Annotated in this window: 28 protein-coding genes; 18 read left to right on the top strand and 10 right to left on the bottom strand. The window is 73.7% G+C overall.

Features of this window, described 5'->3' with window-relative positions:
- The first annotated feature begins 60 nt into the window (after positions 1 to 60).
- Positions 61 to 2439, top strand: a complete 2379-nt coding sequence (locus JHAT_RS07095) for a SpoIIE family protein phosphatase (protein ID WP_107481851.1) — start codon at positions 61 to 63, stop codon at positions 2437 to 2439.
- 106 nt (positions 2440 to 2545) lie between these two features.
- Complete coding sequence (locus tag JHAT_RS07090) at positions 2546 to 3247, top strand: DUF4232 domain-containing protein (protein WP_077797175.1); 702 nt, start codon at positions 2546 to 2548, stop codon at positions 3245 to 3247.
- 19 nt (positions 3248 to 3266) lie between these two features.
- Here the strand turns inward: JHAT_RS07090 and JHAT_RS07085 are convergent, their stop codons facing one another.
- The 3 genes from JHAT_RS07085 to JHAT_RS07075 form a co-directional block, all read right to left on the bottom strand.
- Positions 3267 to 4235 (bottom strand): aldo/keto reductase, encoded by a 969-nt coding sequence (locus tag JHAT_RS07085; RefSeq protein ID WP_077797174.1) that lies wholly within the window; start codon positions 4233 to 4235, stop codon positions 3267 to 3269.
- A gap of 73 nt (positions 4236 to 4308) precedes the next feature.
- Positions 4309 to 4851 carry a flavoprotein gene (locus tag JHAT_RS07080; protein WP_077797173.1) on the bottom strand — a complete coding sequence of 181 codons (543 nt, stop codon included), beginning with the start codon at positions 4849 to 4851 and terminating at the stop codon, positions 4309 to 4311.
- Between the two features lie 31 nt (positions 4852 to 4882).
- Positions 4883 to 5344: a nuclear transport factor 2 family protein gene (locus JHAT_RS07075; protein ID WP_077797172.1), complete on the bottom strand. Its 462-nt coding sequence runs from the start codon at positions 5342 to 5344 to the stop codon at positions 4883 to 4885.
- A 97-nt stretch (positions 5345 to 5441) separates the two neighbouring features.
- Between JHAT_RS07075 and JHAT_RS07070 the strand changes: the two genes are divergently transcribed.
- Complete coding sequence (locus tag JHAT_RS07070) at positions 5442 to 6014, top strand: TetR/AcrR family transcriptional regulator (RefSeq protein ID WP_077797171.1); 573 nt, start codon at positions 5442 to 5444, stop codon at positions 6012 to 6014.
- Between the two features lie 150 nt (positions 6015 to 6164).
- Positions 6165 to 6614 (top strand): nitroreductase family deazaflavin-dependent oxidoreductase, encoded by a 450-nt coding sequence (locus tag JHAT_RS07065; protein ID WP_077797170.1) that lies wholly within the window; start codon positions 6165 to 6167, stop codon positions 6612 to 6614.
- Positions 6615 to 6679: 65 nt separating this feature from the next.
- On the opposite strand, the gene JHAT_RS07060 is transcribed toward JHAT_RS07065, so the two are convergent.
- Complete coding sequence (locus tag JHAT_RS07060; RefSeq protein WP_375603551.1) at positions 6680 to 7723, bottom strand: cation diffusion facilitator family transporter; 1044 nt, start codon at positions 7721 to 7723, stop codon at positions 6680 to 6682.
- 122 nt (positions 7724 to 7845) lie between these two features.
- Between JHAT_RS07060 and JHAT_RS07055 the strand changes: the two genes are divergently transcribed.
- Together JHAT_RS07055 and JHAT_RS07050 are read left to right on the top strand one after the other, a co-directional pair.
- On the top strand, positions 7846 to 8871 hold the full coding sequence (locus JHAT_RS07055) for a glutathione S-transferase family protein (protein WP_077797169.1): 1026 nt from the start codon (positions 7846 to 7848) through the stop codon (positions 8869 to 8871).
- Between the two features lie 58 nt (positions 8872 to 8929).
- Entirely contained in the window at positions 8930 to 9232 is a 303-nt protein-coding gene (locus JHAT_RS07050) for a DUF4235 domain-containing protein (RefSeq protein WP_077797168.1), read from the top strand.
- 108 nt (positions 9233 to 9340) lie between these two features.
- Here the strand turns inward: JHAT_RS07050 and JHAT_RS07045 are convergent, their stop codons facing one another.
- Both JHAT_RS07045 and JHAT_RS07040 read right to left on the bottom strand, forming a co-directional pair.
- Positions 9341 to 9736, bottom strand: coding sequence for a VOC family protein (locus JHAT_RS07045; protein ID WP_077797167.1), 396 nt, complete (start codon positions 9734 to 9736; stop codon positions 9341 to 9343).
- A gap of 169 nt (positions 9737 to 9905) precedes the next feature.
- A complete protein-coding gene (locus JHAT_RS07040; protein ID WP_077797166.1) occupies positions 9906 to 10874 on the bottom strand; it encodes a GlxA family transcriptional regulator in 969 nt (322 codons plus the stop codon).
- 71 nt (positions 10875 to 10945) lie between these two features.
- Here JHAT_RS07040 and JHAT_RS07035 point away from each other — a divergent pair, with 71 nt between their 5' ends.
- Together JHAT_RS07035 and JHAT_RS07030 are read left to right on the top strand one after the other, a co-directional pair.
- The gene (locus tag JHAT_RS07035; RefSeq protein WP_171990783.1) at positions 10946 to 11896 is read left to right on the top strand and encodes an NADP-dependent oxidoreductase; all 951 of its coding nucleotides are present in this window, start codon (positions 10946 to 10948) and stop codon (positions 11894 to 11896) included.
- A 125-nt stretch (positions 11897 to 12021) separates the two neighbouring features.
- Positions 12022 to 12411: an anti-sigma factor antagonist gene (locus tag JHAT_RS07030; RefSeq protein WP_077797164.1), complete on the top strand. Its 390-nt coding sequence runs from the start codon at positions 12022 to 12024 to the stop codon at positions 12409 to 12411.
- On the opposite strand, the gene JHAT_RS07025 is transcribed toward JHAT_RS07030, so the two are convergent.
- The gene (locus JHAT_RS07025) at positions 12374 to 13330 is read right to left on the bottom strand and encodes a ribose-phosphate pyrophosphokinase (RefSeq protein WP_077797163.1); all 957 of its coding nucleotides are present in this window, start codon (positions 13328 to 13330) and stop codon (positions 12374 to 12376) included. The two genes, JHAT_RS07030 and JHAT_RS07025, sit on opposite strands and share 38 nt — an antisense overlap.
- Before the next feature lie 96 nt (positions 13331 to 13426).
- On the opposite strand from JHAT_RS07025, the gene JHAT_RS07020 reads away from it, so the two are divergent.
- From JHAT_RS07020 to JHAT_RS07005, 4 genes are all read left to right on the top strand, one after another.
- Entirely contained in the window at positions 13427 to 13816 is a 390-nt protein-coding gene (locus tag JHAT_RS07020; protein ID WP_375603550.1) for a hypothetical protein, read from the top strand.
- Positions 13817 to 13970: 154 nt separating this feature from the next.
- Positions 13971 to 14633 (top strand): DUF4230 domain-containing protein, encoded by a 663-nt coding sequence (locus tag JHAT_RS07015; RefSeq protein WP_077797162.1) that lies wholly within the window; start codon positions 13971 to 13973, stop codon positions 14631 to 14633.
- A gap of 94 nt (positions 14634 to 14727) precedes the next feature.
- Positions 14728 to 15267 carry a VanZ family protein gene (locus tag JHAT_RS07010; protein ID WP_077797161.1) on the top strand — a complete coding sequence of 180 codons (540 nt, stop codon included), beginning with the start codon at positions 14728 to 14730 and terminating at the stop codon, positions 15265 to 15267.
- Between the two features lie 151 nt (positions 15268 to 15418).
- The gene (locus tag JHAT_RS07005) at positions 15419 to 16672 is read left to right on the top strand and encodes a glycoside hydrolase family 16 protein (RefSeq protein ID WP_077797160.1); all 1254 of its coding nucleotides are present in this window, start codon (positions 15419 to 15421) and stop codon (positions 16670 to 16672) included.
- 299 nt (positions 16673 to 16971) lie between these two features.
- Here JHAT_RS07005 and JHAT_RS07000 read toward each other — a convergent pair whose 3' ends face one another.
- Positions 16972 to 17217 carry a hypothetical protein gene (locus tag JHAT_RS07000; protein ID WP_077797159.1) on the bottom strand — a complete coding sequence of 82 codons (246 nt, stop codon included), beginning with the start codon at positions 17215 to 17217 and terminating at the stop codon, positions 16972 to 16974.
- Between the two features lie 61 nt (positions 17218 to 17278).
- Positions 17279 to 18088, bottom strand: a complete 810-nt coding sequence (locus tag JHAT_RS06995; RefSeq protein WP_077797158.1) for an SDR family oxidoreductase — start codon at positions 18086 to 18088, stop codon at positions 17279 to 17281.
- A 250-nt stretch (positions 18089 to 18338) separates the two neighbouring features.
- Here JHAT_RS06995 and JHAT_RS06990 point away from each other — a divergent pair, with 250 nt between their 5' ends.
- The 3 genes from JHAT_RS06990 to JHAT_RS06980 all read left to right on the top strand — a co-directional run bounded on the left by JHAT_RS06990 (position 18339) and on the right by JHAT_RS06980 (position 21667).
- Complete coding sequence (locus tag JHAT_RS06990) at positions 18339 to 18995, top strand: HAD family hydrolase (RefSeq protein WP_077797157.1); 657 nt, start codon at positions 18339 to 18341, stop codon at positions 18993 to 18995.
- Positions 18996 to 19035: 40 nt separating this feature from the next.
- Positions 19036 to 20346, top strand: a complete 1311-nt coding sequence (locus tag JHAT_RS06985) for an aromatic acid exporter family protein (protein ID WP_077797156.1) — start codon at positions 19036 to 19038, stop codon at positions 20344 to 20346.
- A 289-nt stretch (positions 20347 to 20635) separates the two neighbouring features.
- Positions 20636 to 21667: an SDR family oxidoreductase gene (locus tag JHAT_RS06980; protein WP_077797279.1), complete on the top strand. Its 1032-nt coding sequence runs from the start codon at positions 20636 to 20638 to the stop codon at positions 21665 to 21667.
- Positions 21668 to 21754: 87 nt separating this feature from the next.
- On the opposite strand, the gene JHAT_RS06975 is transcribed toward JHAT_RS06980, so the two are convergent.
- A complete protein-coding gene (locus JHAT_RS06975; RefSeq protein ID WP_077797155.1) occupies positions 21755 to 22042 on the bottom strand; it encodes a hypothetical protein in 288 nt (95 codons plus the stop codon).
- 272 nt (positions 22043 to 22314) lie between these two features.
- Between JHAT_RS06975 and JHAT_RS06970 the strand changes: the two genes are divergently transcribed.
- The 3 genes from JHAT_RS06970 (at position 22315) to JHAT_RS06960 (ending at position 25349) form a co-directional block, all read left to right on the top strand.
- The gene (locus tag JHAT_RS06970; RefSeq protein ID WP_077797154.1) at positions 22315 to 22809 is read left to right on the top strand and encodes an FBP domain-containing protein; all 495 of its coding nucleotides are present in this window, start codon (positions 22315 to 22317) and stop codon (positions 22807 to 22809) included.
- Between the two features lie 121 nt (positions 22810 to 22930).
- Complete coding sequence (locus JHAT_RS06965) at positions 22931 to 24202, top strand: aromatic acid exporter family protein (RefSeq protein ID WP_077797153.1); 1272 nt, start codon at positions 22931 to 22933, stop codon at positions 24200 to 24202.
- A gap of 91 nt (positions 24203 to 24293) precedes the next feature.
- Positions 24294 to 25349 carry a hypothetical protein gene (locus tag JHAT_RS06960; RefSeq protein ID WP_077797152.1) on the top strand — a complete coding sequence of 352 codons (1056 nt, stop codon included), beginning with the start codon at positions 24294 to 24296 and terminating at the stop codon, positions 25347 to 25349.
- Positions 25350 to 25455 lie beyond the last annotated feature (106 nt).

The following is a 25455-nucleotide window of genomic DNA, read 5'->3' as shown; positions in this document are numbered from 1 at the left end:
CTAGGCTGGGGCCCAGGTGACGCGCTGTTCACTGTGGGTGTGCGCAATGGAGTGGCGACGATGAGTCCGGTCAACCCGCACGACGACGCCGCCGCGGCCCGCGCCGTCGTCGACGACTCCGGGACGCTGCGGGAGTGGAGCGAGGGTGCCCGCCTGCTGCTGGGCCACCCGGCCGCCGACGTCGTGGGGCGCCCCGCCGCCGAGCTGCTGGCCGACGCGGACGACGGCCCGGCGCTCGAACCCGGCGCCGAGCGCTGGAACGGGACGCTGGCGCTGCGGCACCGCGACGGGCACACGGTCTCCGTGTGGGTGCTCGCCCGCCACAGACCGCCCGAGACCGACGGCCCGGGCACGTGGCTGGCCGTCTCCCCCCTGGACAACGGCCCCGGGCAGCCGGACGACCCGCTGGTCGGTGCCGCCCTGACCCAGTCGCCCTGCGCCACGATGATCTTCGACGACCGGCTCCGCGTCCGCGGGGTGAACGACACCATGGCACGGCTCTTCGGGCTCCCCCCGGACCGCCTCCGCGGTCTGCGGGCCACCGACCTGGGAGGCCGGAGGCAGGCCGCGGAGCTGGAGGAGCACATGCGGCGCGTGCTCGCCACCGGCCAGGGCCACGACATGCACACGTACCTCAAGGCCCCCAGCGAGAGCCGCGCCCACGCCTGGCTCGCCCGCATCGCCCCGCTCACCGGCGCCGACGGCGAGGTGCTCGGTGTCTGCGTGACCGCTCACGACTTCACCGAACAGCACCTCGCCCGGGAACGGCTCCAGCTGGTCAACGAGGCCAGCGTCCGCATCGGCACCACCCTCGACGTCACCCGCACCGCGCAGGAGCTGGCCGACGTGTGCGTCCCCTCGCTCGCCGACTTCGTCAGCGTCGACCTGCTGGACCCGCAGGAGCACGGTGACGATCCCGTCACCGTGCCGACGCCGCCGGTCGCCCTGCGCCGGGCCGCCCACCAGTCGGTCAACCCGGGATGCCCGGAAGCGGTGGCCGAGCCGGGCCGCCTCGACGTCTATCCGGCGGACTCGCCCCAGGCCCAGTGCCTGGCCGCGGGGCACGCGATCATCGCCGCGGTGCCCTCCGGCGACCTGGAGCGGTGGCGGGAGTGGGATCCGGTCCGGGTCGGGCGGATCGAGGAGTACGGCATCCACTCCACGATGTCCGTCCCGCTGCAGGCCCGTGGGACCACCCTGGGCATCGCCGTCTTCACCCGGTTCCGCCGCCCCTACGCGTTCACGCACGACGACATGCTGCTGGCCGAGGAGGTCAGCGCCCGCGCCGCGGTCTGCATCGACAACGCCCGCCGCTACTCCCGCGAGCGCGAGACGACCCTGATGCTGCAGCGCAGCCTGCTCCCCCGGTGGCTGCCTCCCACCGTCGCGCTGGAGGCGGCCTCCCGCTACCTCCCGGCGGCCCGTTCCGGGGTGGGCGGCGACTGGTTCGACATCATCCCCCTGTCCGGGATGCGGGTCGCGCTGGTCGTCGGGGACGTCGTCGGCCACGGCATCCAGGCATCGGCCACCATGGGCCGGCTGCGGACCGCCGTGCGCACCCTCGCCGACATCGACCTGACCCCCGAGGAGCTGCTCACCCACCTGGACGACCTGGTCGTCCGGTTGTCGGAGGAGGCCGGCGGCGACGGTGCGGGCGAGGTCGGCGCCACCTGTCTGTACGCGGTGTACGACCCGGTCTCCCGGCACTTCTCCCTCGCCCGGGCCGGACACCCGCCGCCCGTGCTGGTCCCGCCGGACGGACCACCCCGGCAGCTCGAGCTGCCCTCAGGTCCGCCGCTCGGCGTGGGCGGTCTGCCCTTCGAGTCCGCCGAGCTGGAACTGGGCGAGGGCAGCGTGCTCGCGTTCTACACCGACGGACTGGTCAGGGGCCGCGACCGCGGCGCCGACGCCGGTCAGGCGCTGCTGCGCGAGGCCCTGGCCGTCCCCGCCGACTCGCTGGACGCGGCCTGCGACCGTGTGCTGCACGCCCTGCTGCCGAGCGGCGGCGCCACCGACGACGTGGCGCTGCTGCTGGCCCGTACCCGGGGACTGCCCCCCGGCCAGGTGGCCACCTGGGACATTCCCGCCGACCCGTCACTGGTCGCCCCCATCCGCAAGCAGGTCGTCGACCAGTTGTCCGCCTGGGCGCTGCTGGAGGCGTCCTTCACCGCCGAACTGGTGGTGAGCGAGCTGGTCACCAACGCCATCCGGTACGGTTCGCCGCCCATCCGGCTGCGGCTGATCCACGACAGGACCACGCTGATCTGCGAGGTCTCCGACACCAGCCACACCGCGCCGCACCTGCGCCGGGCCAAGACCTGGGACGAGGGCGGGCGCGGTCTGCTGCTGGTGGCCCAGCTCACCCAGCGCTGGGGCAGCCGGCACACCACGGAGGGCAAGACGATCTGGGCGGAGCTGGCCCTGCTCGAAGACGAGTGACCCTCGGTTTCCGGGCCCGTGACACGGGACACTCGAAGGCAGGGCGTGCCGTCCGGCACCCGTGCCGGACCGTGCGCGACGAACCTCACGGGAGTGTGGAGAAGCGATGGCGAAGACGTCCCAGCCCGTAGGGCGGACGGCCCTGCTGGCGAGCACGGTCGCGGTGCTCGGCATGCTGACCGCCTGCGGAACCGACAGCGGCACGGCGAGCGCGACGCAGTCCGGCCGGGCCGAGCACTCGACCGGTGCGACCGGCGGCAGCACGCTTCCGGACCGGGGCGCCGACGGCGGACCGACGGCCGGCCCGGGCCGGGGCACCGACGGCTCACCGACGGTCGGCGCCGTGCCCAGCGACACGGCCGGTTCCGCGTCCGCGTCCGCCCGCACCGACGACCGCTGCCACACCTCCGAGCTGCGCGCCTCGGTCGGCCGCGTCGACCCCGGAGCCGGGCAGCGCAACTTCCCCCTCGTGCTGACCAACACCTCCGCGCGCACCTGCACCCTGTACGGCTATCCGGGCGCCGCCTTCGTGGACGCGTCCGGCAAGCAGCTGGGCCCCGCCCCGGAGCGCACCCCCGCCTCACCGCGGACGGTCACGCTGACGCCGGGCGGCAGCGCGTGGGCCGGACTGTCCTTCTCCAGCCCGCAGATCAGCGGCGCCCGCACCGCGGCCCCGGCGGCACTGCTGGTCACCCCGCCGGACGAACGGGAGCCGATCGAGGTGACGTGGACGGCCGGTGAGGTCCCGGTGGGCGGCAACGAGTCGTCGGTGTCCGTCACCGTCCTGGCCCCCGGGACGGGGCCCTGAGCGCCCGGACGCCCCTCGGTCAGTGACCGGCGATCGGGTGCGGCGCGTACGGCCGCTCCAGCTCCTCGATCTCCTTGTCGGTGAGGGCGAGTTCGACCGCCGCCACGGCGTCCTCGAGGTGCCGCGGCTTGGCGGCGCCGATGATCGGCGCGGTCACCGGGGCCTGGTGCAGCAGCCAGGCGAGCGCCACCTGGGCGCGCGGTACACCGCGGTCCTCCGCGATGCGGGTGACGGCCTCGACGACGGCGCGGTCGCCCTCCTGGTAGAGCGTGCTGCCGAAGGCGTCGGTGGCGCTGCGCCCGGTCTCCGCTCCCCAGTCCCGGGTGAGGCGGCCGCGGGCCAGCGGGCTCCAGGGCAGCACGCCGACGCCCTGGTCCGCGCAGAGCGGCAGCATCTCGCGCTCCTCCTCGCGGTAGAGGAGGTTGTAGTGGTTCTGCATGGAGACGAACCTGGTCCAGCCGTGCCGTTCGGCGGTGTACTGCATCTTGGAGAACTGCCAGGCGTACATCGAACTGGCCCCGATGTAGCGCACCTTGCCCGCCTTCACCAGGTCGTGCAGCGCCTCCATCGTCTCCTCGACCGGCGCGTCCGGGTCGAAGCGGTGGATCTGGTAGAGGTCGACGTAGTCGGTGCCCAGGCGCCGCAGACTGTGGTCGATCTCGGTCATGATCGCCTTGCGGGACAGTCCGGCGCCGTTGGGTCCGGGCCGCATGCGGCCGTGCACCTTGGTCGCGAGCACGATCTCGTCCCGGCGGGCGAAGTCCGCGAGTGCCTTGCCGACGATCTCCTCGCTGGTGCCGTCGGAGTAGACGTTGGCCGTGTCGAAGAAGGTCACGCCGGCCTCCAGCGCCTGCCGGATCAGCGGGCGCGAGGCCTCCTCGTCGAGGGTCCACTCGTGCGCACCGCGGTCGGGAACGCCGTAGGTCATGCACCCCAGACAGATCCGCGAGACGTCCAGGCCCGTCGAACCGAGCTTCACGTACTGCATCGTTGCTGCTCCTGCCTTCCGGATCGGTACCAGGCGAGCGTACGTCCTCGTGCGGGCCCGGGCCCGGAACGGGTCAGGGCTCCTCGATCAGGTCGAGGGCCCGCTCCCAGCGGAACTCCGGGCGACCGCCGCCCGTTTCGGCCTGTCCCGCGTACGGGTCGCCGAAGCGCACCCCCATCCCGCGCAGTCTCTCCAGGCTCTCCCGGTAGGCGGGATGGGCGGCCAGCGCGTCGGCCACGCACGGCAGGACGGCGACGGGGACGCCGAGGCCGCACGCCTCGCACAGGGTGGCCACGGCGAGGGTGTCGGCCAGACCGGCGGCCCACTTGTTGATCGTGTTGAAGGTGGCGGGCGCGACCACGACGGCGTCGGGCGCCGGGAAGGGCCGCGGGTCGGCCGGCGAGCGCCAGGCCGAGCGGATCGGGCGGCCGGCGCGTGCCTCGACGTCGGCGGCGTCGAAGAAACCGCCCATGGCGACCGGTGTCGCGATGACGCCGGTCTCCCAGCCGCGTTCCCGCGCGGCGGTGATCAGCCCGCCGACGCCGGAGGCCACCCCGGCGGCGCAGACGACGACGTAGAGGAAGGGCTTCTCGGTGCTTCGGGCCGGTCGGGTCACGCCGGAACCCTACTCAACCGGCCGGCCGGGCCTACCGCAGGGGGAAGGACAGTCCCCGCTCCGCCTCGGGCCGCGGGCCGCGGATGCGGCGGTCCGCCTCCTCGATGGGGACGTCGTCGATGCTCGCCTCCCGCCGCGTCATCAGGCCGTGCTCGTCGAACTCCCACAGTTCGTTGCCGTAGGAGCGCCACCACTGCCCCTCGGTGTCGCGCGACTCGTACTGGAAGCGGACGGCGATGCGGTTGCCGTCGAAGGCCCACAGGTCCTTGCGCAGCGCGTACTCGCGCTCGCGCGCCCACTTGGCGGTCAGGAACTCGACGATGGCGGCCCGGCCCGTGAGGAAGGTGTCGCGGTTGCGCCAGACCGAGTCCTCGGAGTAGGCGAGCGCGACCTTGTGGGGGTCGCGGGTGTTCCAGGCGTCCTCGGCCGCCTGGACCTTCCGGGCGGCGGTCTCACGGCTGAACGGTGGCAGGGGCGGGCGGTCGGTGGACATGGCGAACCCTCCGTCGACAGACTGGAGAACGGTCGTTCTCCACTGTGCCTGTTACGGTAGGAGAACGATCGTTCTCACGTCAAGGAAGAGGCCCTTCATGGACAGCGAGGCCGCCCGCGAGCGGGCGCTGGACGCCGCGGAGCGGCTCTTCTACGGGCGGGGCGTCCAGGCCGTCGGCATGGACGACGTCCGCGGCGCCTCGGGGGTCTCGCTCAAGCGCCTCTACCAGCTGTTCCCGGCGAAGGAGCAGTTGGTGCTGGCGTACCTGGAGCGGCGCGACGTGCGCTGGCGGGGCCGGCTGGCGCGGTACGTCGACCGGCACGAGGGCGCGGTCCCCCGGATCCTGGCCGTCTTCGACTGGCTCGCGCGGTGGTTCGCCGAGCCGGACTTCCGCGGCTGCGCGTGGCTGAACGCGTACGGCGAGCTGGGCGCCGGCTCGCCCCGGGTCGCGGAGCACGTGCGGGCGCACAAGCGGGCGTTCCGGGAGTTCCTCGACGGTCTGGCGGCCGAGGCGGGACTGTCCGCCGCGGTGGGCGGGCAGTTGTTCCTGCTGGCCGAGGGCGCCATGACGACGGCGGGCCTCACGGGCGGCCCGGAGCCCGCGCAGGAGGCTCGGGAGGCCGCCCGGGTGCTCCTGGCGGCCGCCGGGGCGGGTGCGCCGACGCCGTGACCGCGCGGCCTTCCGGCTCCGCGCCGGGCACCGCGTGTCGCGCGGACGTCGGCGGTCCACGGCCGGGATGCGGTATGGATGGAGCGTGCACCGGCCGGTGTCGGACCGCGGTGCCAGTCAGCCGTACGACGCGACGATGGGACGGAAACCATGCCTCTTGAGGGCGAGTACGAACCCAGCCCGACGCAGTGGGTGCGCGAGCAGGTGGAGCTCTACGAGAGCTCCGGCGGCACGCAGGGGACGACCCTCCTGGACACGGGCCTGCCCGTGATCGTGCTGACCACGCGGGGCGCCCGCAGCGGCAAGATCCGCAAGACGCCGCTGATGCGCGTCGAGCACGAGGGCCGCTACGCGGTGGTGGCCTCCCTGGGCGGGGCGCCTCGGCACCCGGTCTGGTACCACAACGTCAAGGCCGATCCCCGTGTGGAGCTCCAGGACGGCCCGGTGAAGCAGGACATGACGGCCCGCGAGGTCACCGGCGCGGAGAAGGCCGAGTGGTGGGAGCGGGCCGTCGCGGCGTTCCCGACGTACGCCGAGTACCAGGAGAAGACGGACCGGGAGATCCCGGTCTTCGTGCTGGAACCGGCCGGCGGGAACTGATCCCGGGCCGGGCGAGAAAGTCCGGATCCTCGTGCATGGCCCGGCCGGCACCGGGCACACGAGGGTCAGGCCCCGCCGCGTTCCCCCGTCGCGGCGGGGCTTTCCGCCGTCTCGCGCGCGGTCCGGTCGGTGACGTCGAGGAAGATCTGCCGGGCCTCGGGGACGGTGTGGGCGATGGACCTCTTGATGCGCACGGACACCTCCTCCACCCGCTCGCTGTCCAGGCCGGGCACCAGGTCGATGCGGGCGGCCACCAACGTGGAGTCGAGGCCCGTCTTCATCGTGAACAGCGCCTCGACACTGTCGATCTCCGGCTGCGCCCGGAGCAGCGCGCGGATGCGACCGCTCGCCTCCGGATCCGCGGCCTCGCCGATCAGCTGGTCACGGGCCTCGCGGCCCAGCCGGTAGGCCACGTACACGAGCAGCGCGCCGATGGCGAGCGAGGCGCAGGCCTCCCACACGACCTGTCCGGTGACCATGTGCAGGATCATGCCGATCATGGCGAGGGTGACGCCGAGCACCGCGGTGCCGTCCTCGGCGACGACCGTGCGCAGGGCCGGGTCGCGCATCCCGGCGGCGGCCCCGCCCTGCCGGCGCACCTGGTGCAGCGCCCGCAGCAGCGAGGCGCCCTCGGCGATCAGGGCGACGCCGAGCACGATCAGGCCGGCCACGTAGCCGCTGGGTTCCTCCTCCGCGCCCGTCCGGAGGGCCTCGACGCCCTGGAAGAACGAGAAGCAGCCGCCCATGACGAAGATTCCCACGGCCGCCAGCAGCGACCAGAAGAAGCGTTCCTTGCCGTAGCCGAAGGGGTGGCGGCGGTCGGCGGGGCGGCGGCTGCGGCGCAGCGCGGCGAGGAGGAAGACCTCGTTCAGGCTGTCGGCCACCGAGTGCGCGGCCTCCGACAGCAGCGCGGGCGATCCCGCGAAGAAGCCGCCGACCGCCTTGGCGACCGCGATCACCAGGTTGGCCGCCAGGGCGACCAGCACGGTGATCCGCGTCCTGCGGTCCGCCTTGCTGCCGGATCCGTCGGTCCCGCCGGTCCCGTCGGTCCCGTCGTCCTTTCCGTCGGTCCGTTCGTTCGCTGTCCCGTTCGAGGTTGTCCGGTTCACGATTCGCCGACTGCCCCCTGCCGGCCGGGCTCACACCCGCCTTGCGGGTGGCCCACCCGTGCCGACGGCCGAAAACGGGGAACGCGTTACCAGGACCCACCGACGACAGGGAGGTTCGTCCCATGAGCGGCGACGACGGGACGTCCGGCAACAGCGGCTACGGCCGGAAGGCGTTCAAGCGGTCCAGGAGCCACTTCGCCGACCGGATCACCGCGGACGGCCGCGACGGCTGGCCGGTGGCGGCCGGACGTTACCGACTGGTGGTCAGCCGCGCCTGTCCGTGGGCGAGCCGGGCCCTGGTCTCCCGGCGGCTGCTCGGCCTGGAGGACGCCCTGTCCCTGGCGGTCGCCGACCCGATCCAGGACGACCGCAGCTGGCGGTTCACCCTGGACCCGGACGGCCGTGACCCGGTCCTCGGCATCCGCTTCCTCAGCGAGGCCTACGACGAGCGGGAGACCGGCTATCCGGGTGGGGTGAGCGTCCCGGCGGTCGTGGACGTGCCCAGCGGGAGGCTGGTGACCAACGACTACCAGCAGATCACCCTGGATCTCGCGACCGAGTGGACGTCCCTGCACCGGCCCGGTGCGCCCGACCTGTATCCGCACGCCCTGCGGGACGAGATCGACGAGGTGATGGCCGGCGTCTACCACGACGTCAACAACGGCGTGTACCGGGCGGGCTTCGCCACCGGGCAGGAGGAGTACGAGGCCGCCTGCTCGGACGTGTTCCGCCGCCTGGAGCAGCTGGCGTCCCGGCTGGAACGGCAGCGCTACCTGGTCGGGGACACGATCACGGAGGCGGACATCCGGCTGTTCACCACGCTGGTGCGTTTCGACGCCGTCTACCACGGCCACTTCAAGTGCAACCGCTGGAAACTGGCGGAGAATCCGGTGCTGTGGGCCTACGTCCGCGACCTGTTCCAGACGCCCGGCTTCGGCGACACCGTCGACTTCGACCACATCAAGCGCCACTACCACCAGGTCCACACCGGCATCAACCCGACCGGCATCGTGCCGCTGGGCCCGGACCTGTCCGGATGGCTCACGCCGCACCACCGGCAGGAGCTGGGCGGACGCCCGTTCGGCGACGGCACCCCGCCCGGTCCGGTGCCCGCCGGCGAGGAGGTACCGGCGGCCGGCAGGCCCTGATCCCGCGGCCGTACGCGTCACGCCCCGACATCACCGACCGAACCCGAAGGAGACCCACGTGGGCAAGAAGAAGAAGCAGAAGCTCCCCCTCGCGTACAAGCCCGTCGGCTTCGTCCTGGGCTGGGCGGGTGGTGCGCTGGCCGGGGCGGCCTTCCAGAAGACGTGGAAGCTGATCCGGCACGAGGACGACGCGCCCGACGCCCTGGACCGGGACCGCGGCTGGGGCGAGATCCTCCTGGCCGCGGCGGTCCAGGGCGCCATCTTCGCCGCGGTGCGCAGCGCCGTGGACCGGACGGGCGCCAAGGCGATCGAGCGGTCGACCGGGGTCTGGCCGGGCGGCGACAAGGGCGGACGGGACTGACCGGACGGGACCGAGCGGACGGGCCTGAGCGGACGGGGCGGCCGGACCGGAGTCCGGCCGCCCGGCCGCACGCACGCACGCCGCCGACGGCACCCGGGCCGTGGGGCCTCAGCCCTGCTTGGGTGCCGTCGGCGGCGTGCTGCGGCGCAGGGTGAAGGAGTGGCCCGCCGGGTCGGAGAAGCCGCGCTCCTCGTGCGGGCCCGCCGCGTCCTTCGCCTCCAGCGGACGCCCGCCGAGCCCCACGACCCCGCGCTCGGCCGCGTCCAGGTCCTCCACCACGAAGTCCAGGTGGGCCTGGAGGGAGTTCTCGGGACGGGGCCAGCTCGGCGGGGTCGCGTTGACGTCCCGCCGGAACGCCATGCGGAAGCCCGTGGGGCCCTCGATCTCGATGCGGTTGGCGGACACGTCGGTCTCCTCCGCGCCCAGCAGACCCTTGTAGAACTCGGCGAGCTTCTCGGGTTCGGCGCAGTCGAGCACCACGACGCCCGCGTTGACCAGTGCCATGTCTCCTCCGAGGAATTCCGGGCACGGGGCGTCGGACCCCGCGGCCCTCTGCCTTGCGCATATCCCGGCCCGGCGGATTCAGTCGGTCACCGGCCGACGACGTTGCGCGCAGGGCCTCCTGACCGTCCCTCACCGGCCATGGCGGGACGACGGCCCGCCGAGAGCCCGCTCAGCGCGCCGACTGGAACGTCCGGCGGTACACCTGGGGCGAGACGCCGATCGACGCGTGCAGGTGCTGGCGCAGCGAGGCGCCCGTGGCGAAGCCGACCTGGCCGGCGATCCGGTCGACCGGAAGGTCGCTGGCCTCCAGCAGGTGCCGGGCCCGGGCGATGCGCTGCTGGGTCAGCCAGCGGCCGGGACTCATGCCCACCTCGTCGTGGAAGCGGCGGGCGAAGGTGCGCAGGCTCATCCGGGCGTGCGCGGCGAGGCGGGCCAGCGTCAGGGGTTCGTCGAGGTGGTCCAAGGCCCAGGCCCGGGTCGCCGCCGTGCTCGCGGCGCCCTGTTCGGGCACCGGCTGCTCGATGTACTGCGCCTGTCCGCCGTCCCGGAAGGGCGGCACCACGCAGCGGCGGGCGACCTTGTTGGCCAGTTCGCTGCCGTGGTCCTCGCGCACGAGGTGGAGGCAGACGTCGACGCCGGAGGCCGCGCCCGCCGAGGTGATGATGCGGCCGTCGGCCACGAAGAGGACGTCCGGGTCGAGGGGGATGTGCGGGAACATGCGCCGGAACCGGTCGGCGAGCTGCCAGTGGGTGGTCGCCCGGCGGCCGTCGAGGAGCCCGGCGGCGGCCAGGACGAAGGCGCCGGTGCAGATGGACACGATGCGGGCGTCGGGGCGGACGCGCGCGAGGGCGGCCGTGACCTCGGGGGCCGGTTCGTCGGTGACCAGGGAGGGCGAGACGGCGGGGACGACCACCGTGTCGGCCGAGTCCAGCGCCTCGGGTCCGTGGTCGGCGGTGACGGTGAAGTCCGCGTCGGTGCGCACCGGCCGGCCGTCGGCGGTGCAGGTGATCACCTCGTACCGGCCGTCGGCGGCACCGAGGATCCGGCTGGGAATGCCCAGCTCGAAGGGATAGGCGCCGTCGAGGGCCAGTACCACGACCCGTTCCGTCCGCCCCGCGGGGCGCTTCGCATGCTGCATGGCACGATTCTATCGGAGCATGGCAATCATGCCATTTCCCTGAGGGGCGGAGGACGGCAGGCTGGGTCACCATGAGCGATGTGAACACGATGCGAGCCATCAGCCAGGACACCCTCGGCGGTCCCGAGGTACTGCGTGAAGTACGGCTGGAACGGCCCGAGCCGCGCCCGAACGAGGTGCTGGTACGGGTGCGTGCCGCCGGAGTGAACCCGACCGACTGGAAGCACCGGGCGAACGGCGGCTTCCTCGGCGAGCCGCCCTTCGTCCTGGGCTGGGACGTCTCGGGCGTGGTGGAGGCGGTGGGGATCGGCGTCGCCGCGTTCCGGCCGGGCGACGAGGTCTTCGGCATGCTGTCCTACCCGTTCGGCCACGGCTCCCACGCCGAGTACGTCACGGCCCCGGCCCGCGCTTTCACCCACAAGCCCGCCGGGATCGACCACGTCCAGGCCGGCGCGCTCCCGCTGGTGTCGCTGACGGCGTGGCAGGCCCTGGTGGAGCGGGCGGACCTGCGGGAGGGGCAGCGGGTGCTGATCCACGCCGCCGCGGGCGGTGTGGGGCACGTGGCGGTGCAGATCGCCAAGGCCCGGGGCGCCTACGTGATCGGCACGGCGAGCGCGGGCAAGCACGAGTTCCTGCGCTCCCTCGGCGTGGACGAGACGGTGGACTACCGGGAGACGGACGTCACCGAGGCCGTGAAGGACGTCGACGTCGTCCTGGACACGCTCGGCGGTGAGACCTCGCTGCGGTCCCTGCGCGTGCTGCGGCCGGGCGGGATCGTGGTGTCGATCCTGCCGGTCGGTTCGGACGAGTTCTTCGAGGAGGCGGAGCGGCTCGGCGTGCGGGCGGTGCGGATGCTGGTCGACGCGGACCGGGCCGACATGCGGGAGATCGCCGGCCTGGTCGAGTCGGGCAGGCTGCGGGCCACGATCGAGAAGACGTTCCCGCTGGCCGAGGCGGCGAAGGCCCACGAGCTCGGTGAGACGGGCCGCACGACGGGGAAGCTGGTCCTCGTGGTCGACTGACGGACCGCGCCGTAAGAATTCGATGACATATGTCGATCGAACATGCTCAATCTCGCTCGTTCGGGGTAACTTGCGTGTGAGGTTGGGCAGTTGGGCCCCCGGAGCAGGCTGGAGGCGTTGTCGTCGTGCGACAGGAATCCGCGTCGCTCACCAGGCATCTGCGCGTCCGCCGTGACCGGGGGCACACGGTGCTGGAGTTCCTCGGCGAGATCGACATCGCGTCGGCCGACGAGATCGTCCCGCACCTGGACCGGGAGACGGGGCGTCCCGGTGCCCGGATCGTGCTCGACCTCGGCGGGGTCGAGTTCTTCGACTGTTCGGGGCTGCGGCTGCTGTACCGGGCCCGGCGCCGGGTGCTCGACGGGGGCGGCCAGGTGCACCTGGTGTGCGTCCATCCGCTGACGCTGCGCATGCTGCGGATCACCGGACTCGCGCGGCTGCTGCCCCCGCGGCCGACCCTGACGGAGGTGCTCGGCGTCAGTCCGCCGCGGCAGGGGCGTCGAACAGGGCGCTGACCGACTCGCCGTTGTGGATGCGGCGCACGGCCTCGGCGAGCGCGGGGGCGACGGACAGGACCCGCAGCTTCTCCGTGTGGCCGTCGGCCGGCACCGGCACGGTGTTGGTGCACACGATCTCCAGCACGTCGGGCTGCTCGCTGAGCCGGCCGAGCGCACCGGCCGCGAACAGCCCGTGCGTGCAGGCGAGCCGGACCGTGCGCGGGCCCTGTTCCCGCAGCCGGTCCAGGAGTTCCAGCACGGTGCTGCCGCCCGCGATCTCGTCGTCGAGCACGATGACGTCGCGCCCGGCGACGTCCCCGATCACGGCGCTGATGCTGACCCGGTCGTCGGCGAACCGCTGCTTGGCGCCCGCCGCCACCCGGGCGCCGAGCAGCCGGGCGAACGCGGCGGCCTCCTTGGCGTTGCCGAGGTCCGGCGAGACCACCGTGGTCCGGGACAGGTCGTACTGCCGGAAGTGCGCGGCCAGTTCGCGCAGCGCGTGCAGGTGGTCGACCGGGACCGGGAAGAAGCCGTGCACCTGGGGCGAGTGCAGGGTCATGGCGAGGACCCGGCCGGCGCCCGCCGCCACCAGCAGGTCGGCGACCAGGCGCCCGCCGAGCGAGATGCGCGGTGCGTCCTTCTTGTCCGAGCGGGCGTAGGAGTAGTGCGGCAGGACGACGGTGATGCGCCCGGCCGACGCCCCGCGGGCCGCGTCGCACATCAGCAGCAGCTCGACCAGGTGCTCCTGCACCGGCTTGACCAGCGACTGGACCAGGAAGACGTCCCGCTCCCGGCAGTTGGCCCGAAGCTGCACCTCCAGGCAGTCGTTGGCGAACCGGCTGACCCGGACGGGGCTGAGGGGCACGCCCAGGTGGGCACAGACCTCCTCGGCCAGCTCGGGGTGGGCACTACCGCTGAACACGGCGATGTCTCGCACGGACCGCTCCTCGCGTGATCCTGTCCGGCCGGGACCTCAGCTTACGGAAATCCGGTTGCGGCGGGCCCGGGGGAAGGCGTCACGATGACGCCGTCCGTGTTCCCTGTCGCCGCCGGGGACACCCGTACGGACGACGGCGGGATCGAGCGCCGGCGCGGCATCGCCCTCCGCTCCGCGGTCGTGGAGGTCCTGGACGGCACGGTGCCGCTGCTGTCCGCCGTGGAGGGCGCCCAGGCGCGGACGCGGGCGCTGATGCGCACCCTGCGGCGGCTGTGGCTGCGGCTGCCCGCGCTCGTCCTCGTCGACACGATCGACCGGGCCGGTGCCCGCGTGCGGCCCTGTCGCCCGACGGACCCACTGGCCCGCCGCCCGTACCGCCGAGGTGGACACGGACATCCTGGCGGCACTCGGGGACGACCCCGGCCCGGCGTGTGCGGCAGGCCGAACTGCGCCTGCCCGGGCTCACGCGCGGGGAGGGGGGTGTGATCCTCCCGACCGTCGCGGAACCGGTCGCTGAAGCCACCGCACCGACCACCGCCCCGCGCCCCCACCCGCCTCCGCGCTCCCGCCTGATCACCGACTTCCGTGTCTGGCAAGGGGGATGAGGGGCATGCGGACAGCAGGAAGGAGGGCCGTCGCCATGACGACTCCCATCAGGCACCGCCCCGGACGGATACCGGGCTGGGCCAAGGCGCTGAGCGTGATCGTGCTGGTGCTCGTCGTCCTCTTCGCGGGACTGCGGCTGAGCGTCCTGCCGGGCCTGAAGGACCTGTTCGGCTCCGAGACCCACGACCGTTCCGGGCCCGCGCTGCTGAAGTCCGTCCAGGACCTCAGCCGTTACCAGGCCGCCTCCGGCTCCTTCCAGGTCGTCGTGGACCTGGAGAAGGACGCCAGGTTCCTGCCCGACGCGATCCGCGGCACCCGCACCCTGTACGTCGGCGCCGGGACCGTCGACGCCTACGTCGACCTCGGCGAGGTGGGCGAGGACGACGTGACGGTGAACGACGACCGCACGTCGGCCACGCTGCGGCTGCCGCACGCCGCGCTGGGCGAACCGGCCCTCGACCCGGAGCACTCGTACGCCGTCTCCAAGCAACGGGGCCTCCTCGACCGGCTCGGCGACCTGTTCTCGGACAACCCCAACGGCGAGCAGGCCGTGCAGAAACTCGCCGCCCGGCACATCGGCGACGCCGCGAAGGAGAGCGGGCTGACCACGCGGGCCGAGGGCAACACCACGGCGATGCTCCAGGGCCTGCTGCACTCCCTCGGCTTCGAGGAGGTACGGGTGACCTACGGCTCCTGAACCGCGGGACCCGGACCGGGGAAGGCCCCGCATCCCCGGCGGCTTCGCGGGTAACCGCACCGGCACGCGGGGAAGTCGACGACTGGAGGACCGCATGGCTCGCGCCGTCCCACGACCGAGTTCCCCGTGGCGCCCCCGCGCCGCCAAGGTGCGGGACGCCGACCGGCGCGAACGGCACCCGCTCGCCCTCCCGCTGCGCCTGCTGGCGATGGCGTGCGCGTTCGTGTTCATGGTGGCGTTCGCGGCCGTACTGGCCCGGCTGACCCTGCACCCCTCCCCCGCCTCGGAGGCGCTGACGCACACCAACATGCGTCCCGGCCGCTCCCTGCGGGCCTACCTGGACCAGCCCGCGCTGCGCGACGCCGTGAAACAGGTCGGCGGCAACCTGCTGCTGGGCGTCCCCTTCGGCGTCCTGGCCCCGGTGGTCGCGCCGCGCACGCGCGGGGTGCTGCGGGTGCTGCTGCTGACCGCCGTGGTGATGCTGCTGGTGGAGTTCGCGCAGGGCGCCCTGGTCACCGGGCGGGCCTTCGACATCGACGACGTCATCCTCAACAGCGCGGGCGCGCTGGTCGGTTACCTGCTCCTGGGTCGGCGGACCAGCCGCGCGGTGCACGCGCGCCGGCCCCGGGACTGAGCGGGGCCGGGCTCCTGCCCGAGACGAGGCCAAGTGGTCCGTACCAAAGTATTGACGGGCTCTTATCTCACTCCTTAAATCAAGAGGCGACACCCTTACCCCCCACCTCTGCCGGCGCTCCCGCCACGGGACGCCGCACGAAGGGAGAGCCGTGGCCCGCCCACTGTTGCTCCGTAGATGTCTCCTCGCCGCCGCCCTGTCCGCCGGACTGGCCGCCTCGCTCGTGGCCGGTCCCGCCCAGGCCGATCCCGAAGCCGCCGGGGCCGCCGGCACCACCACCGCGGCCGCCGCCGTGACGTTCTCCGACACCTTCGACGGTCCGGCCGGTGCGGCCGTCGACTCCTCGAAGTGGCAGATCGAGACCGGCGACAACGTCAACAACCACGAACGGCAGTACTACACGTCCGGCAACAAGAACGCGGCCCTGGACGGCCAGGGTCACCTGGTCATCACGGCCCGTCGCGAGAACCCGGCCAACTACCAGTGCTGGTACGGCACCTGCCAGTACACCTCGGCCCGGCTCAACACCTCCGGGAAGTTCAGCGCGCAGTACGGGCACGTCGAGGCGCGGATGAAGATCCCGCGCGGGCAGGGCATGTGGCCGGCGTTCTGGATGCTGGGCACACCGGTCAACTGGCCGGACTCGGGCGAGATCGACATCATGGAGAACGTCGGCTTCGAGCCCTCCACCGTCCACGGCACGATCCACGGCCCCGGCTACTCCGGCTCCGGCGGCATCGGCGCCGGCTACACCCTGCCGGGCGGCCAGGCCTTCGCGGACGCCTTCCACACCTTCGCCGTCGACTGGGCGCCCGACTCCATCACCTGGTCGGTGGACGGCAACGTCTACCAGCGGCGCACCCCGGCCGATCTGGGCGGCAGGCAGTGGGTGTTCAACAAGCCGTTCTTCCTGATCCTGAACCTGGCGGTCGGCGGCTACTGGCCGGGCGACCCGGACGGTTCCACGACCTTCCCGCAGACGCTGGTGGTGGACCACGTGTCGGTGACGACGAGCGACTCGGCGAACGGCGGCGCGATCCGGGGCCTGGCCGGCAAGTGCGTGGACGTCGCCGCCGCGAACACCGCCAACGGCACCCCGGTGCAGCTCTACGACTGCAACGGCACCGCCGCCCAGCGGTGGACGGTCGGCTCCGACGGCACGATCCGGGCGCTCGGCAAGTGCCTGGACGTCAACGGCGGCGGCACCGCGGACGGCACCGTCGTCCAGCTGTGGGACTGCAACGGCACCGCCGCCCAGCGCTGGGTCGTCACCGCCGCGCACGACATCGTCAATCCGCAGGCCGACAAGTGCCTCGACGTCGCCGGCAACAACTCGGCCAACGGCACCCGGCTGCAGATCTGGACCTGCACGGGAGGCGCCAACCAGAAGTGGACGGTCGGCTGACGCGACGCCGGGGACGGGGGGTCCGTACGCGGACCCCCGCTGCTCCCGGCCGCTGCGCGGGGCCCGGCAGCGACCGGGCTGCACCGGACTCCCGGCCGACGGCCCGGACGGGCGGCCACGTCCACCGCCGGACGCCTACGCCCGGCGTGCGGGAGAACCGGATCCGCCCGCGGGTGCCGTCGGCCTCGCCCCGCGGCCGGGACGCGGCCGTGCGCGCCCGGCCCGCCGGCGCGGCCCGCCGGGCACCGGTCGGCGACGACGGAATCCCCGGCTCGGGCCGCCAGGTGTGCTCGTGACCACTACACCTGGGTGCGCGGCGTCCAGGTGAACTTGTCCCCGCCCACCCAGCGGACCACGTCGGGGTCGTCGAGGTCGTGGACCTTGATGCCGAAGGCGGCGGCGGCCTCCAGGACGTCGACGACGGTCGTCGCCTCTCCGACCACCTGACCGTCGATCTCCACGATCCGGAACGGCGGCGTGCCCGGCTGCACCCCGAGCACGAGGATCCGCGGACTGCCGATGTGCGGGCTCGCGATTTCGGTCATGACTCGAGGGTAGGCCGCAAACCCCGGGAGCGGCCTCGTGGCCGGATCCGCGAGGGCCCGATCAGGGGCGCCGCCAGTCGTCGCCCGTCAGGTGCGATCCGGCCATCGGTCCCATGCGGAGCATGCCGCCGTCCACGCTCCAGGACGCGCCGGTGACGTACGAGGCCTCGGGCCCGGCGAGGAAGGCGATGACGGCGGCGACCTCGCGGGCGTCGCCGGGACGGCCGAGCGGCACGCCGGGGCGGTGCTCGGTGTGCGGGTCGGTGTCCTCCTGGCCGGTCATCGGGGTGGCGATCTCGCCCGGGGCCACGGAGTTCACGGTGATGCCGTGTTCGGCCAGCTCGATCGCCATGACCTGGGTGAGCAGGCCGAGGCCGCCCTTGGCCGCGCAGTACGGCGCGGCGCCCACCCGCGGCTGGTGCTCGTGCACGGACGTCACGTTGACGATCCGGCCGCCGTCGCCCTGGCGGATCATGCGCCGGGCCGTGTTCTGCCCGCACAGGAAGGGCCCGGCCAGGTCGACGTCCAGGACGTGGCGCAGGTCGTCGAGGCCGAGGTCGAGGAAGGGCGTGGCGGTGCCGGTGCCGGCGTTGTTGACCAGGACGTCGATCCGGCCGAGCCGTTCGCACAGCGCGTCCACCGTCTCGGCGGCCCCGGGCAGCCGGGTCAGGTCCACGTGGGCGACCTCGGCGCGGCGTCCGAGGGCGCGGACCTCCTCGGCGGTCCGCTCGGCGCCCTCCTCGTCGGTGTGCCAGGTGATGCCGATGTCCATGCCCGCCTCGGCCAGGCGTACGGCGGTGGCGCGGCCGATCCCCGAGTCGGAACCGGTGACGACGGCCACCTTGGTGTCGGTCGGCGTGGGACTGGGCACGGCGGGCCTCCTCGGGGGCGCGGACGGTGTGACGGGGCATCGCAGTACCCGGGGTCCGCGCGGACAAACCGCCGGGGCCGTCGTACGGCCTCGGCCCCGCGGGGCCCCGCAGGTGCCGGAGGAGGCGGGACCGTCCGGTCGCTCGACGCGTCGTCGGCCTTGGACCCGTCGGGGCCGGGTACCGGCCGGAGTGGCGGGCGGCTGACGTGGTACCCGCCGGGCCGACACAGCGCGAAGGAAGGAACGGTGCATGGAACGGGCGGCCGTGTTCGACGTCGACGGAACCCTCGTCGACACCAATCATCTGCACGTGGTCACCTGGTGGGAGGCGTTCCGGCAGGCGGGCCACCGGGTGCCTATGCACGCCGTCCACCGTGCGGTGGGTCTGGCCTCCACCGACCTGATCGGCCACCTGCTGGGCGAGGACCGGGACAAGGACCAGGACGCGCAGCTGAGCGCCGCCCACAAGGCGCTCTACGGGCAGTACTTCGACCGGCTGCCGGCGCTGCCGGAGGCGGGGGAGCTGCTGCGGCGCCTGGCCGGCGACGGCTGGAAGGTCGTCCTCGCCACCTCGGCGGGCGGCGCCGAGCTGGGCGCGCTGCGGCGGGCGATCGACGCCGACGACGTGATCTCCGCCACCGCGAGCGCCGACGACGTCGACGCGGGCAAGCCCGCGCCGGAGCCGGTGGAGCACGCCCTGGAACTCGCCGGGGTGCCGGCCGAGCGGGCCGTGTTCGTCGGCGACACGGTCTGGGACATGCGCGCCGGCAGCCGCGCCGGGGTGCGGTGCGTGGGCGTGCTGTGCGGGGGCCTGCCGCGGGCCGACCTGGAGGAGGCGGGCGCCGACGCGGTGTACGCGGACCCGGCCGACCTGCTGGCCTCGCTCGCGAACAGCCCGCTGGCATGAGCCGCCCGGTCATGAGGACGTTCGGCCCCGCACGACGCGTATGACGGACGTGGAGCACGACACCCGGCGAGCGGCCGGGAACGACGGCTGGGGTGCCGGGACGGGGCGCCGGCGGTGGTGGAACGTCCTGACGCGGGCGCTGCGCGGAGCACGGCCGGTGGACTGGGCACGGCGGGAGGCCGGTGCCGTCGGGCAGGCCGTCCGGGCCGCCTGGCAGGGGCCGGGCCGGGAACGCGACCTGGTCGTCCAGTCGCTGAAGGCCGCGGGCGCGGCTCTGCTCGCCTGGGCCGTGGCGGGCGTCTGGCTCGGCGATCCGATGGCCCTGATGGCCCCCTGGGTGGCGGTGGTCCTCGTCCAGGCCACCGTCTACAGCTCCGTACGCCAGGGCGGTCAGCAGTTCGGGGCGATCTGCCTCGGGTCGCTGGTGGCCTCCGCGGCCCAGGTGATCACCGACGACACCACCGGGGCGCTGGCGCTGTCCCTGCCGTTGCTGATGCTGCTCGCGAACTGGCCGCGCTTCGGCCAGCAGGGCGTCTACGCGGCCACCACGGCGGTGTTCGTCCTGGCCGCGGGGACACCGGTCTCCGCGGCCGCGGTCGGGCACCGGGTGGGGCAGGCGGCGCTCGGCGCGGTCATCGGCATCGCGGTGAACGCGTTCGTGCTGCCGCCGATCCACCTGCGGGACGTCCACGAGAACCTCGCGGCGCTGGCCCGGGACGCGGGCGACGTCCTGCACACCGTCGCGGCCGACCTGCGGGAGAACGAGTGGGACGCGCAGACCGCGGCCGGCTGGTCGAGCGAGTCCACGCGGCTGCAGCGGCGCGTGCAGGCGCTGACGTCGGCGCGGTCCTGGAGCCAGGAGAGCCTGCGGCTGACCTACGGCCCGCTGCGCGCACTGCACCGGGCGCCCCCTCCGGCCCCGCCCGAGGAGGAGGACCAGCGGTGGACCCGGGTCACCGGGAACATCACGGCGCTCACCCGGGCGCTGGCGGTGGCGGCCGACGAGAACCGCACACCCGCCATGCCCGAGGGCCCGGTGCTCGACCTGTACGCGCGTCTGCTGAAGCTGATCGGCGACTCCTGCCACGCGCAGGCCGGCCGCATGGTGGGCGGGGCGGCGGACCCCCACCCCCGGGACACGCAGGACGTGCAGGACCCGAAGGGCGCGGCCGGGCAGGAGGAATCGGCCGAGGCGACGGAGGAGACGATGGAGGAGCTGCACCGGCAGTTGCAGGACGGGCTGCGGAAGCACGCCGGGCAGGGCGCCGCGCAGGCGTCGGTGCTGGGCGCGCTGCTGCTCCAGGCCGAGAACCTGTGGGCCGAGGTCGGTCCCGAGCTCGGGAACCAGTGACGCGGATCACCCCAGAACATGACAGACGGTGGAACACCGGGAGGATGTCCGCCGTTGAAGAGAGCGTGGGTACGGACGGGACAGTGTCCCCGGGCCTCACCTATCGCCCACAGGGACGATCGTTCGGCTGAAGCCCTGTGGAGCCCCTCGCCGAGAGGCGACCGCCGTCCGTATCCGCCACAGACCGCCCCGACCGTGATCCCCCCGTCCGGTCGGGGCTCTTCTTTGCCCGCGGCAGGGCGGGGTACCCGTGGCCTCCGAACTGGCAGGCGGACGGGAGGAGCGCAAGGTGAGCAGCGCAACGGGCAGCAGGATCGTGGTCACGGGCGCGACCGGCAACGTGGGCACCAGTGTGGTGAGACTCCTCTCGGAGGATCCGGAGGTCGGTTCGGTCCTGGGACTGGCGCGGCGGATCCCCGCGTGGTCGCCCCCGAAGACGGAGTGGGCGGCGGTCGACCTGGCCTCCGAGCAGGCCGACACGGCCGGTCTCTTCGCGGGTGCCGACGCGGTGGTCCACCTGGCGTGGGCGTTCCAGCCGACGCACGATCCCGCGACGACCTGGCGCACGAACGTCCTCGGCTCCCTGCGGGTCTTCGAGGCGGTGGCCGCGGCCAGGGTGCCGACGCTGGTGCACGCCTCGTCGGTCGGCGCGTACTCGCCGGGGCCGAAGGACCGCGCCGTGGACGAGTCATGGCCGACGCACGGCTGGCCGGACGCGGCGTACTGCCGGGAGAAGGCCTACCTGGAGCGGTCCCTGGACATCTTCGAACGCGACCACCCGGACGTCCGGGTGGTCCGGATGCGGCCGGGCTTCCTCTTCAAGCGGGAGTCGGCGAGCGAACAGCGCCGGATCTTCGGCGGCAAGTTCCTGCCCGGGGCGCTGGCCCGTCCGGAGCGGCTGCCGTTCCTGCCGGACGTCCCGGGGCTGCGGATGCAGGTGCTGCACACCGACGACGCCGCGGACGCCTACCGGCTGGCGGTGCGTACGCCGGACGCCCGGGGTCCGTACAACCTGGCGACCGACCCGCCGGTCGACGCGGAGCTGCTGGGCGAGATGACCGGGACCCGGCCGGTGCGGCTGCCCCGCACGGCGGCCCGTTCGGCGATCGCCGCCGCGTGGGGGCTGCACCTGCTGCCGGCGTCCCCGCACCTGTTCGACGCGGTGCTGCGGCTCCCTCTGATGGACTGCACGCGGGCGCGCGTGGAGCTCGGCTGGCGCCCGGTGCGCACGGCGACGGAGGTGCTGGAGGAGTTCCTGCGGGGCTTCCGGGAGGGCGCGGGCGCGGCGACGGAACCGCTGCGGGGACGCAAGGTCGGCTGAGCGCCGGATGCGGGACGGCCGGCCGGGCGGATCGGATCCGTCTCGGCCGGCCGTCCCGCGCCGGAGTGCGCGCGGCGCCCCGTGCCGTCAGCCGGAGGACTCGTCGGGTTCGGGGTGCTCGGGGTGCACGTTGCCGGAGCGCGGTGCGCCCCGGCGGCCGGTCCCGGCTTCGTCCGTGTCGGGGACGTCGGTGCCGCCCCGGTCCGCCGGTTCGTCGCGGTCGGCCTGCTCCTCGGTGTCGTCGGCGGTCTCCGGCTCCGCACGGGAGGGCGCGGCCTCCCAGGGGTCCTCGCCGGTGCCGGCCTGCTGGTCGGGCAGGTCCCGCGGCACGGGGGCACCGTTCTCCCCCGGTCCTTCGAGGCGGTGGTCGGTCACGGCGCTCTCCCTCCCAGTGGTCTCCGTCGGGTCGTACGAGCCACGCCGGGTACCTCCGCGGTCACCGGCGAAACCTCGGCGCGGCGCTCGTCCGCCGGGGGCCGCGCGCCGGACGGGGAGGGGATCGCCGGGCGCCGGCCCAGCGGCGTTCCGGAGGCCTGCCGCGAAATCCGTTGGCCCGGCCGACGTGTGGCTACTTACCCTAGGCAGAACCCTAGACCCCCTAGGTTCACGGTCCCACGACCGACCGCCGTCACATCCGGAGGCCTTCCATGAGAACACTCACCGAGCGGGACATCCGCGGCTCCTTCGTCAACTGCTCGAAGGGCGAGGCGAAACGCCTGGCCGTCCCCCGCGACCTCGACGAGCGTCCGTGGGACGATCTCGACTTCCTGGGCTGGCGGGACCCCGGAGCGCCCGACCGGAGCTACCTGGTCACCGAGGAGGGCGGGCGCCTCGTCGGTGTCGCACTGCGCTTCCAGCCGGCCCAGCGCGGCTTCTTCCACCGCAGCATGTGCTCGCTGTGCCTGACCACCCATCCCCGGGGCGGCGTGTCGCTGATGACCGCGCGGAAGGCGGGTCCGGCCGGACGCGAGGGCAACTCGGTCGGCCTGTACATGTGCACCGACCTCGCCTGTTCCCTGTACCTGCGCGGCAAGAAGGTGCCGGAGACCGGCGCCCGCTTCGAGGAGAGCCTCACCCTGGAGGAACAGATCGCCCGCACCACGGGCAATCTGTCGGCCTTCCTCGCCAAGATCACCGGTTGATCCACCCACCCTCGGCCCATCGGGCGGCGCCCGGCGCGTGAGGGGGGTTTTGGCCTCCTACGTCCGGTTACCGTCTGTCCGGATACGTTCGATGCGCCTGGGGAAGGGGAACAGCCCGAGGATGCTGGATGTACGTGAGACCGTGGCGTCCGCCGCGCGAGAGGCGAAGCGCCTGGCCCGATGGCACCGGGATCCGATGGTCGTGCAGGCGCTGCGCTCGGCCGCCGCGGCGTCGATCGCCTATGTCATCGCGGTGCGGCTGAGCCCCGACAAGTCGGCGGCGCCGCTCACCGCACCCCTCACCGCGCTGCTGGTCGTCCAGGTCACCCTGTACGCCACGCTGAAGATGAGCGTCCGACGGGTGAACGCGGTGGTGGCCGGTGTCCTGGTCGCCATCGTCTTCAGCGCGGTGGTGGGACTGAGCTGGTGGAGCCTCGCGCTGGTGATCGTGGCGGCGCTGGGCGTCGGGCACCTGGTGCGGGCGCACGAGTTCGTGGCCGAGGTGGCGATCAGCGCGATGCTGGTGCTCGGGGTGACCTCGCACGGGACGCTGGCCTGGGCCCGGGTGGTGGAGACGCTGATCGGGGCGATCGTCGGACTGGTCTTCAACCTGCTCTTCGCTCCTCCGGTGTGGGTGGAGCAGGCCGGGGAGTCGATCGAGGGGCTGGCCCGGCGGGTGCGGCAGCTGATGCTGCGCATGGGTGAGGAGGCCGCGGGCAGCACGCCGTTCCACGAGGCGGCTGCCCGACTGCACGAGGCCCGCCGCCTCGACCACGACATCGCCGAGGTGGACGAGGACCTGAGACAGGCCGAGGACAGCCTGCGGCTCAACCCGCGGGTCCGGGAGGGGCTGCTGCACCGCGTGGTGCTGCGCACCGGTCTGGACACCCTGGAGATCTGCACGGTGGTGCTGCGGGTCCTGGCGCGCACCCTCACCGACCTCGCGAAGGAACGTGAGCCGGATCCCCTGTTCCCCCCGGAGACGGGTGCGACCATCCAGCAGTTGCTGTCCGAGATCGCCGACGCCGTGGTCAGCTTCTCGGTCCTGGTCACCACCAGCGTCAGCGAGAACGCCGAGTCGGCGGAGGAACGGCTGACCGCCGAGCTGCGGCAGGCCGCGGTCACCCGGGACAAGCTCGCCCAGTTGCTGCTGGAGGAGATCCAGCACGACGCCCGGCAGTGGCAGTTGCAGGGGGCGGTGCTGACCGAGGTCAACCGCATCATCGACGAGATGGACACCGAGCACCGCTCGCGCAGGCTGCTGGAGGAACTGGACCACCACACGCGTGAGCAGCGCGAACGCCGCCCGCGGCTGACGCGGATGTGGGACCGGGTGCGCAAGGTGACACGGCCGCGCCGGAACCGGGGTGCCGCCGGGCGTCGTTCTCACTGAAGACACGGACGGAAACGGACGCGCGCCGACGGGCACCGACGGGCACGGCCGGCCGGGTGGAGGCCCGGCGACGGGAAGAGGGGGCGTACGGATGACGGGAACCGGCGTGCGGATCGACGGGAACACGCTGCGGCTGCCGGGCGGTGCGGCGGTGCGGTTCATCCGCACCCTGCGGCTGCCCGAGACGGGCACGCATCCGCTGCCGCCGGGGCTCGGCGAGTTCCCGGTCCGCCGGGTCGCCGACTACGCCGACACGGTCCCCGAGGCGTGGCGGGCGCGCGGCGGCGTGATGCTGCCCGTGTACCTGCGCGAGGCCATGTGGCTGAGTTTCGCCGGCACCACGGAGCCCGCGGCCCTCCAGGTCGGGGTGGGCAAGGTGTGCGCGGTGTCGGGCAGGCCGTGGAGCGACCGGCTCTCCCGCGACCCGCAGAACTACGTGGTGCTCCCCCGGCAGCCCTGGCTGGACGGCATCAACTCGGGGGCGGGCACGGTCCGCCAGTTCGTGGCGGTGCCGCTCGGCATGGGTGCGACCGTCGAGGGCCAGGTGACCGGCGAGGAGGTGTGGGGCGGCGTGCAGATGCAGGCCTTCCCCCTGAACGACCGGGAGCTGGCCCGCTGGCGCGAGGAGGAGCGGCGCCGGGCCGAGACGCTGCGCGCCCGGGGGATCCGGCCGCGCAGCGCCTTCGGGACCGCGATGCCGATGGCGGCGCCGCCCGCCCCGGGCGCGGCCCCGGCGCCCGCCGGCGGGGCCCCGCAGCGGTCCGCGCCCGCCATGGGACTGGGCGTCGGCGGCTCCATGCGACAGGAGGTCTACCAGGACGAACGGCCCTTGACCGACTGGGCCGAGCGGCCGGCGGGCCGGGTCTTCGTGCACCTGGTGACGCCTCCCGAGTGGCGGCGCATCACCGGCGAGGCACCACCGCCGTCCCCCGTGGACCGGGCCGCGTACACCAGGGCGGGTCTGCCGTGGTTCGACTACTACGACCAGGACGCCCAGGATCTGGCGCCGGCCGAGCCGCTCCAGGACGTCAAGCCGGTCGGGGACTGGATCGGCGACGACCACGAGCCCTGGCAGCAGCCCGCCCCGCAGCAGATCCAGCCCCTCGGTGACGCCCCGGGGGCACCGGTGCAGGACGGCGACTGGTAGACACGGGGCGGACGGGACGGGGCGACGGAACGGAGCGCGCATGAGCGGTGGTGGCTGGAGCAGGCGCCGGTTCGCCGGCGTCCTCGCCCGGGCGGCCGCCGCGGCG

This window comes from Streptomyces sp. JHA26 (genome assembly GCF_002005565.1).
GTDB lineage: Bacteria > Actinomycetota > Actinomycetes > Streptomycetales > Streptomycetaceae > Streptomyces.
This window is presented reverse-complemented; position numbering and strand designations above follow the sequence as displayed.

Coding starts and splice junctions, on each gene's coding strand:
- JHAT_RS07090 (WP_077797175.1), top strand. CDS start 2,546: ATGGCGAAGACGTCCCAGCCCGTAGGGCGGACGGCCCTGCTGGCGAGC.
- JHAT_RS07085 (WP_077797174.1), bottom strand. CDS start 4,235: ATGCAGTACGTGAAGCTCGGTTCGACGGGCCTGGACGTCTCGCGGATC.
- JHAT_RS06960 (WP_077797152.1), top strand. CDS start 24,294: ATGACGGGAACCGGCGTGCGGATCGACGGGAACACGCTGCGGCTGCCG.
- JHAT_RS07095 (WP_107481851.1), top strand. CDS start 61: ATGAGTCCGGTCAACCCGCACGACGACGCCGCCGCGGCCCGCGCCGTC.
- JHAT_RS06970 (WP_077797154.1), top strand. CDS start 22,315: ATGAGAACACTCACCGAGCGGGACATCCGCGGCTCCTTCGTCAACTGC.
- JHAT_RS06985 (WP_077797156.1), top strand. CDS start 19,036: ATGACGGACGTGGAGCACGACACCCGGCGAGCGGCCGGGAACGACGGC.
- JHAT_RS07000 (WP_077797159.1), bottom strand. CDS start 17,217: ATGACCGAAATCGCGAGCCCGCACATCGGCAGTCCGCGGATCCTCGTG.
- JHAT_RS07065 (WP_077797170.1), top strand. CDS start 6,165: ATGCCTCTTGAGGGCGAGTACGAACCCAGCCCGACGCAGTGGGTGCGC.
- JHAT_RS07045 (WP_077797167.1), bottom strand. CDS start 9,736: ATGGCACTGGTCAACGCGGGCGTCGTGGTGCTCGACTGCGCCGAACCC.
- JHAT_RS07015 (WP_077797162.1), top strand. CDS start 13,971: ATGACGACTCCCATCAGGCACCGCCCCGGACGGATACCGGGCTGGGCC.
- JHAT_RS07040 (WP_077797166.1), bottom strand. CDS start 10,874: ATGCAGCATGCGAAGCGCCCCGCGGGGCGGACGGAACGGGTCGTGGTA.
- JHAT_RS06965 (WP_077797153.1), top strand. CDS start 22,931: ATGCTGGATGTACGTGAGACCGTGGCGTCCGCCGCGCGAGAGGCGAAG.
- JHAT_RS07035 (WP_171990783.1), top strand. CDS start 10,946: ATGAGCGATGTGAACACGATGCGAGCCATCAGCCAGGACACCCTCGGC.
- JHAT_RS07055 (WP_077797169.1), top strand. CDS start 7,846: ATGAGCGGCGACGACGGGACGTCCGGCAACAGCGGCTACGGCCGGAAG.
- JHAT_RS07075 (WP_077797172.1), bottom strand. CDS start 5,344: ATGTCCACCGACCGCCCGCCCCTGCCACCGTTCAGCCGTGAGACCGCC.
- JHAT_RS07010 (WP_077797161.1), top strand. CDS start 14,728: ATGGCTCGCGCCGTCCCACGACCGAGTTCCCCGTGGCGCCCCCGCGCC.
- JHAT_RS07070 (WP_077797171.1), top strand. CDS start 5,442: ATGGACAGCGAGGCCGCCCGCGAGCGGGCGCTGGACGCCGCGGAGCGG.
- JHAT_RS06990 (WP_077797157.1), top strand. CDS start 18,339: ATGGAACGGGCGGCCGTGTTCGACGTCGACGGAACCCTCGTCGACACC.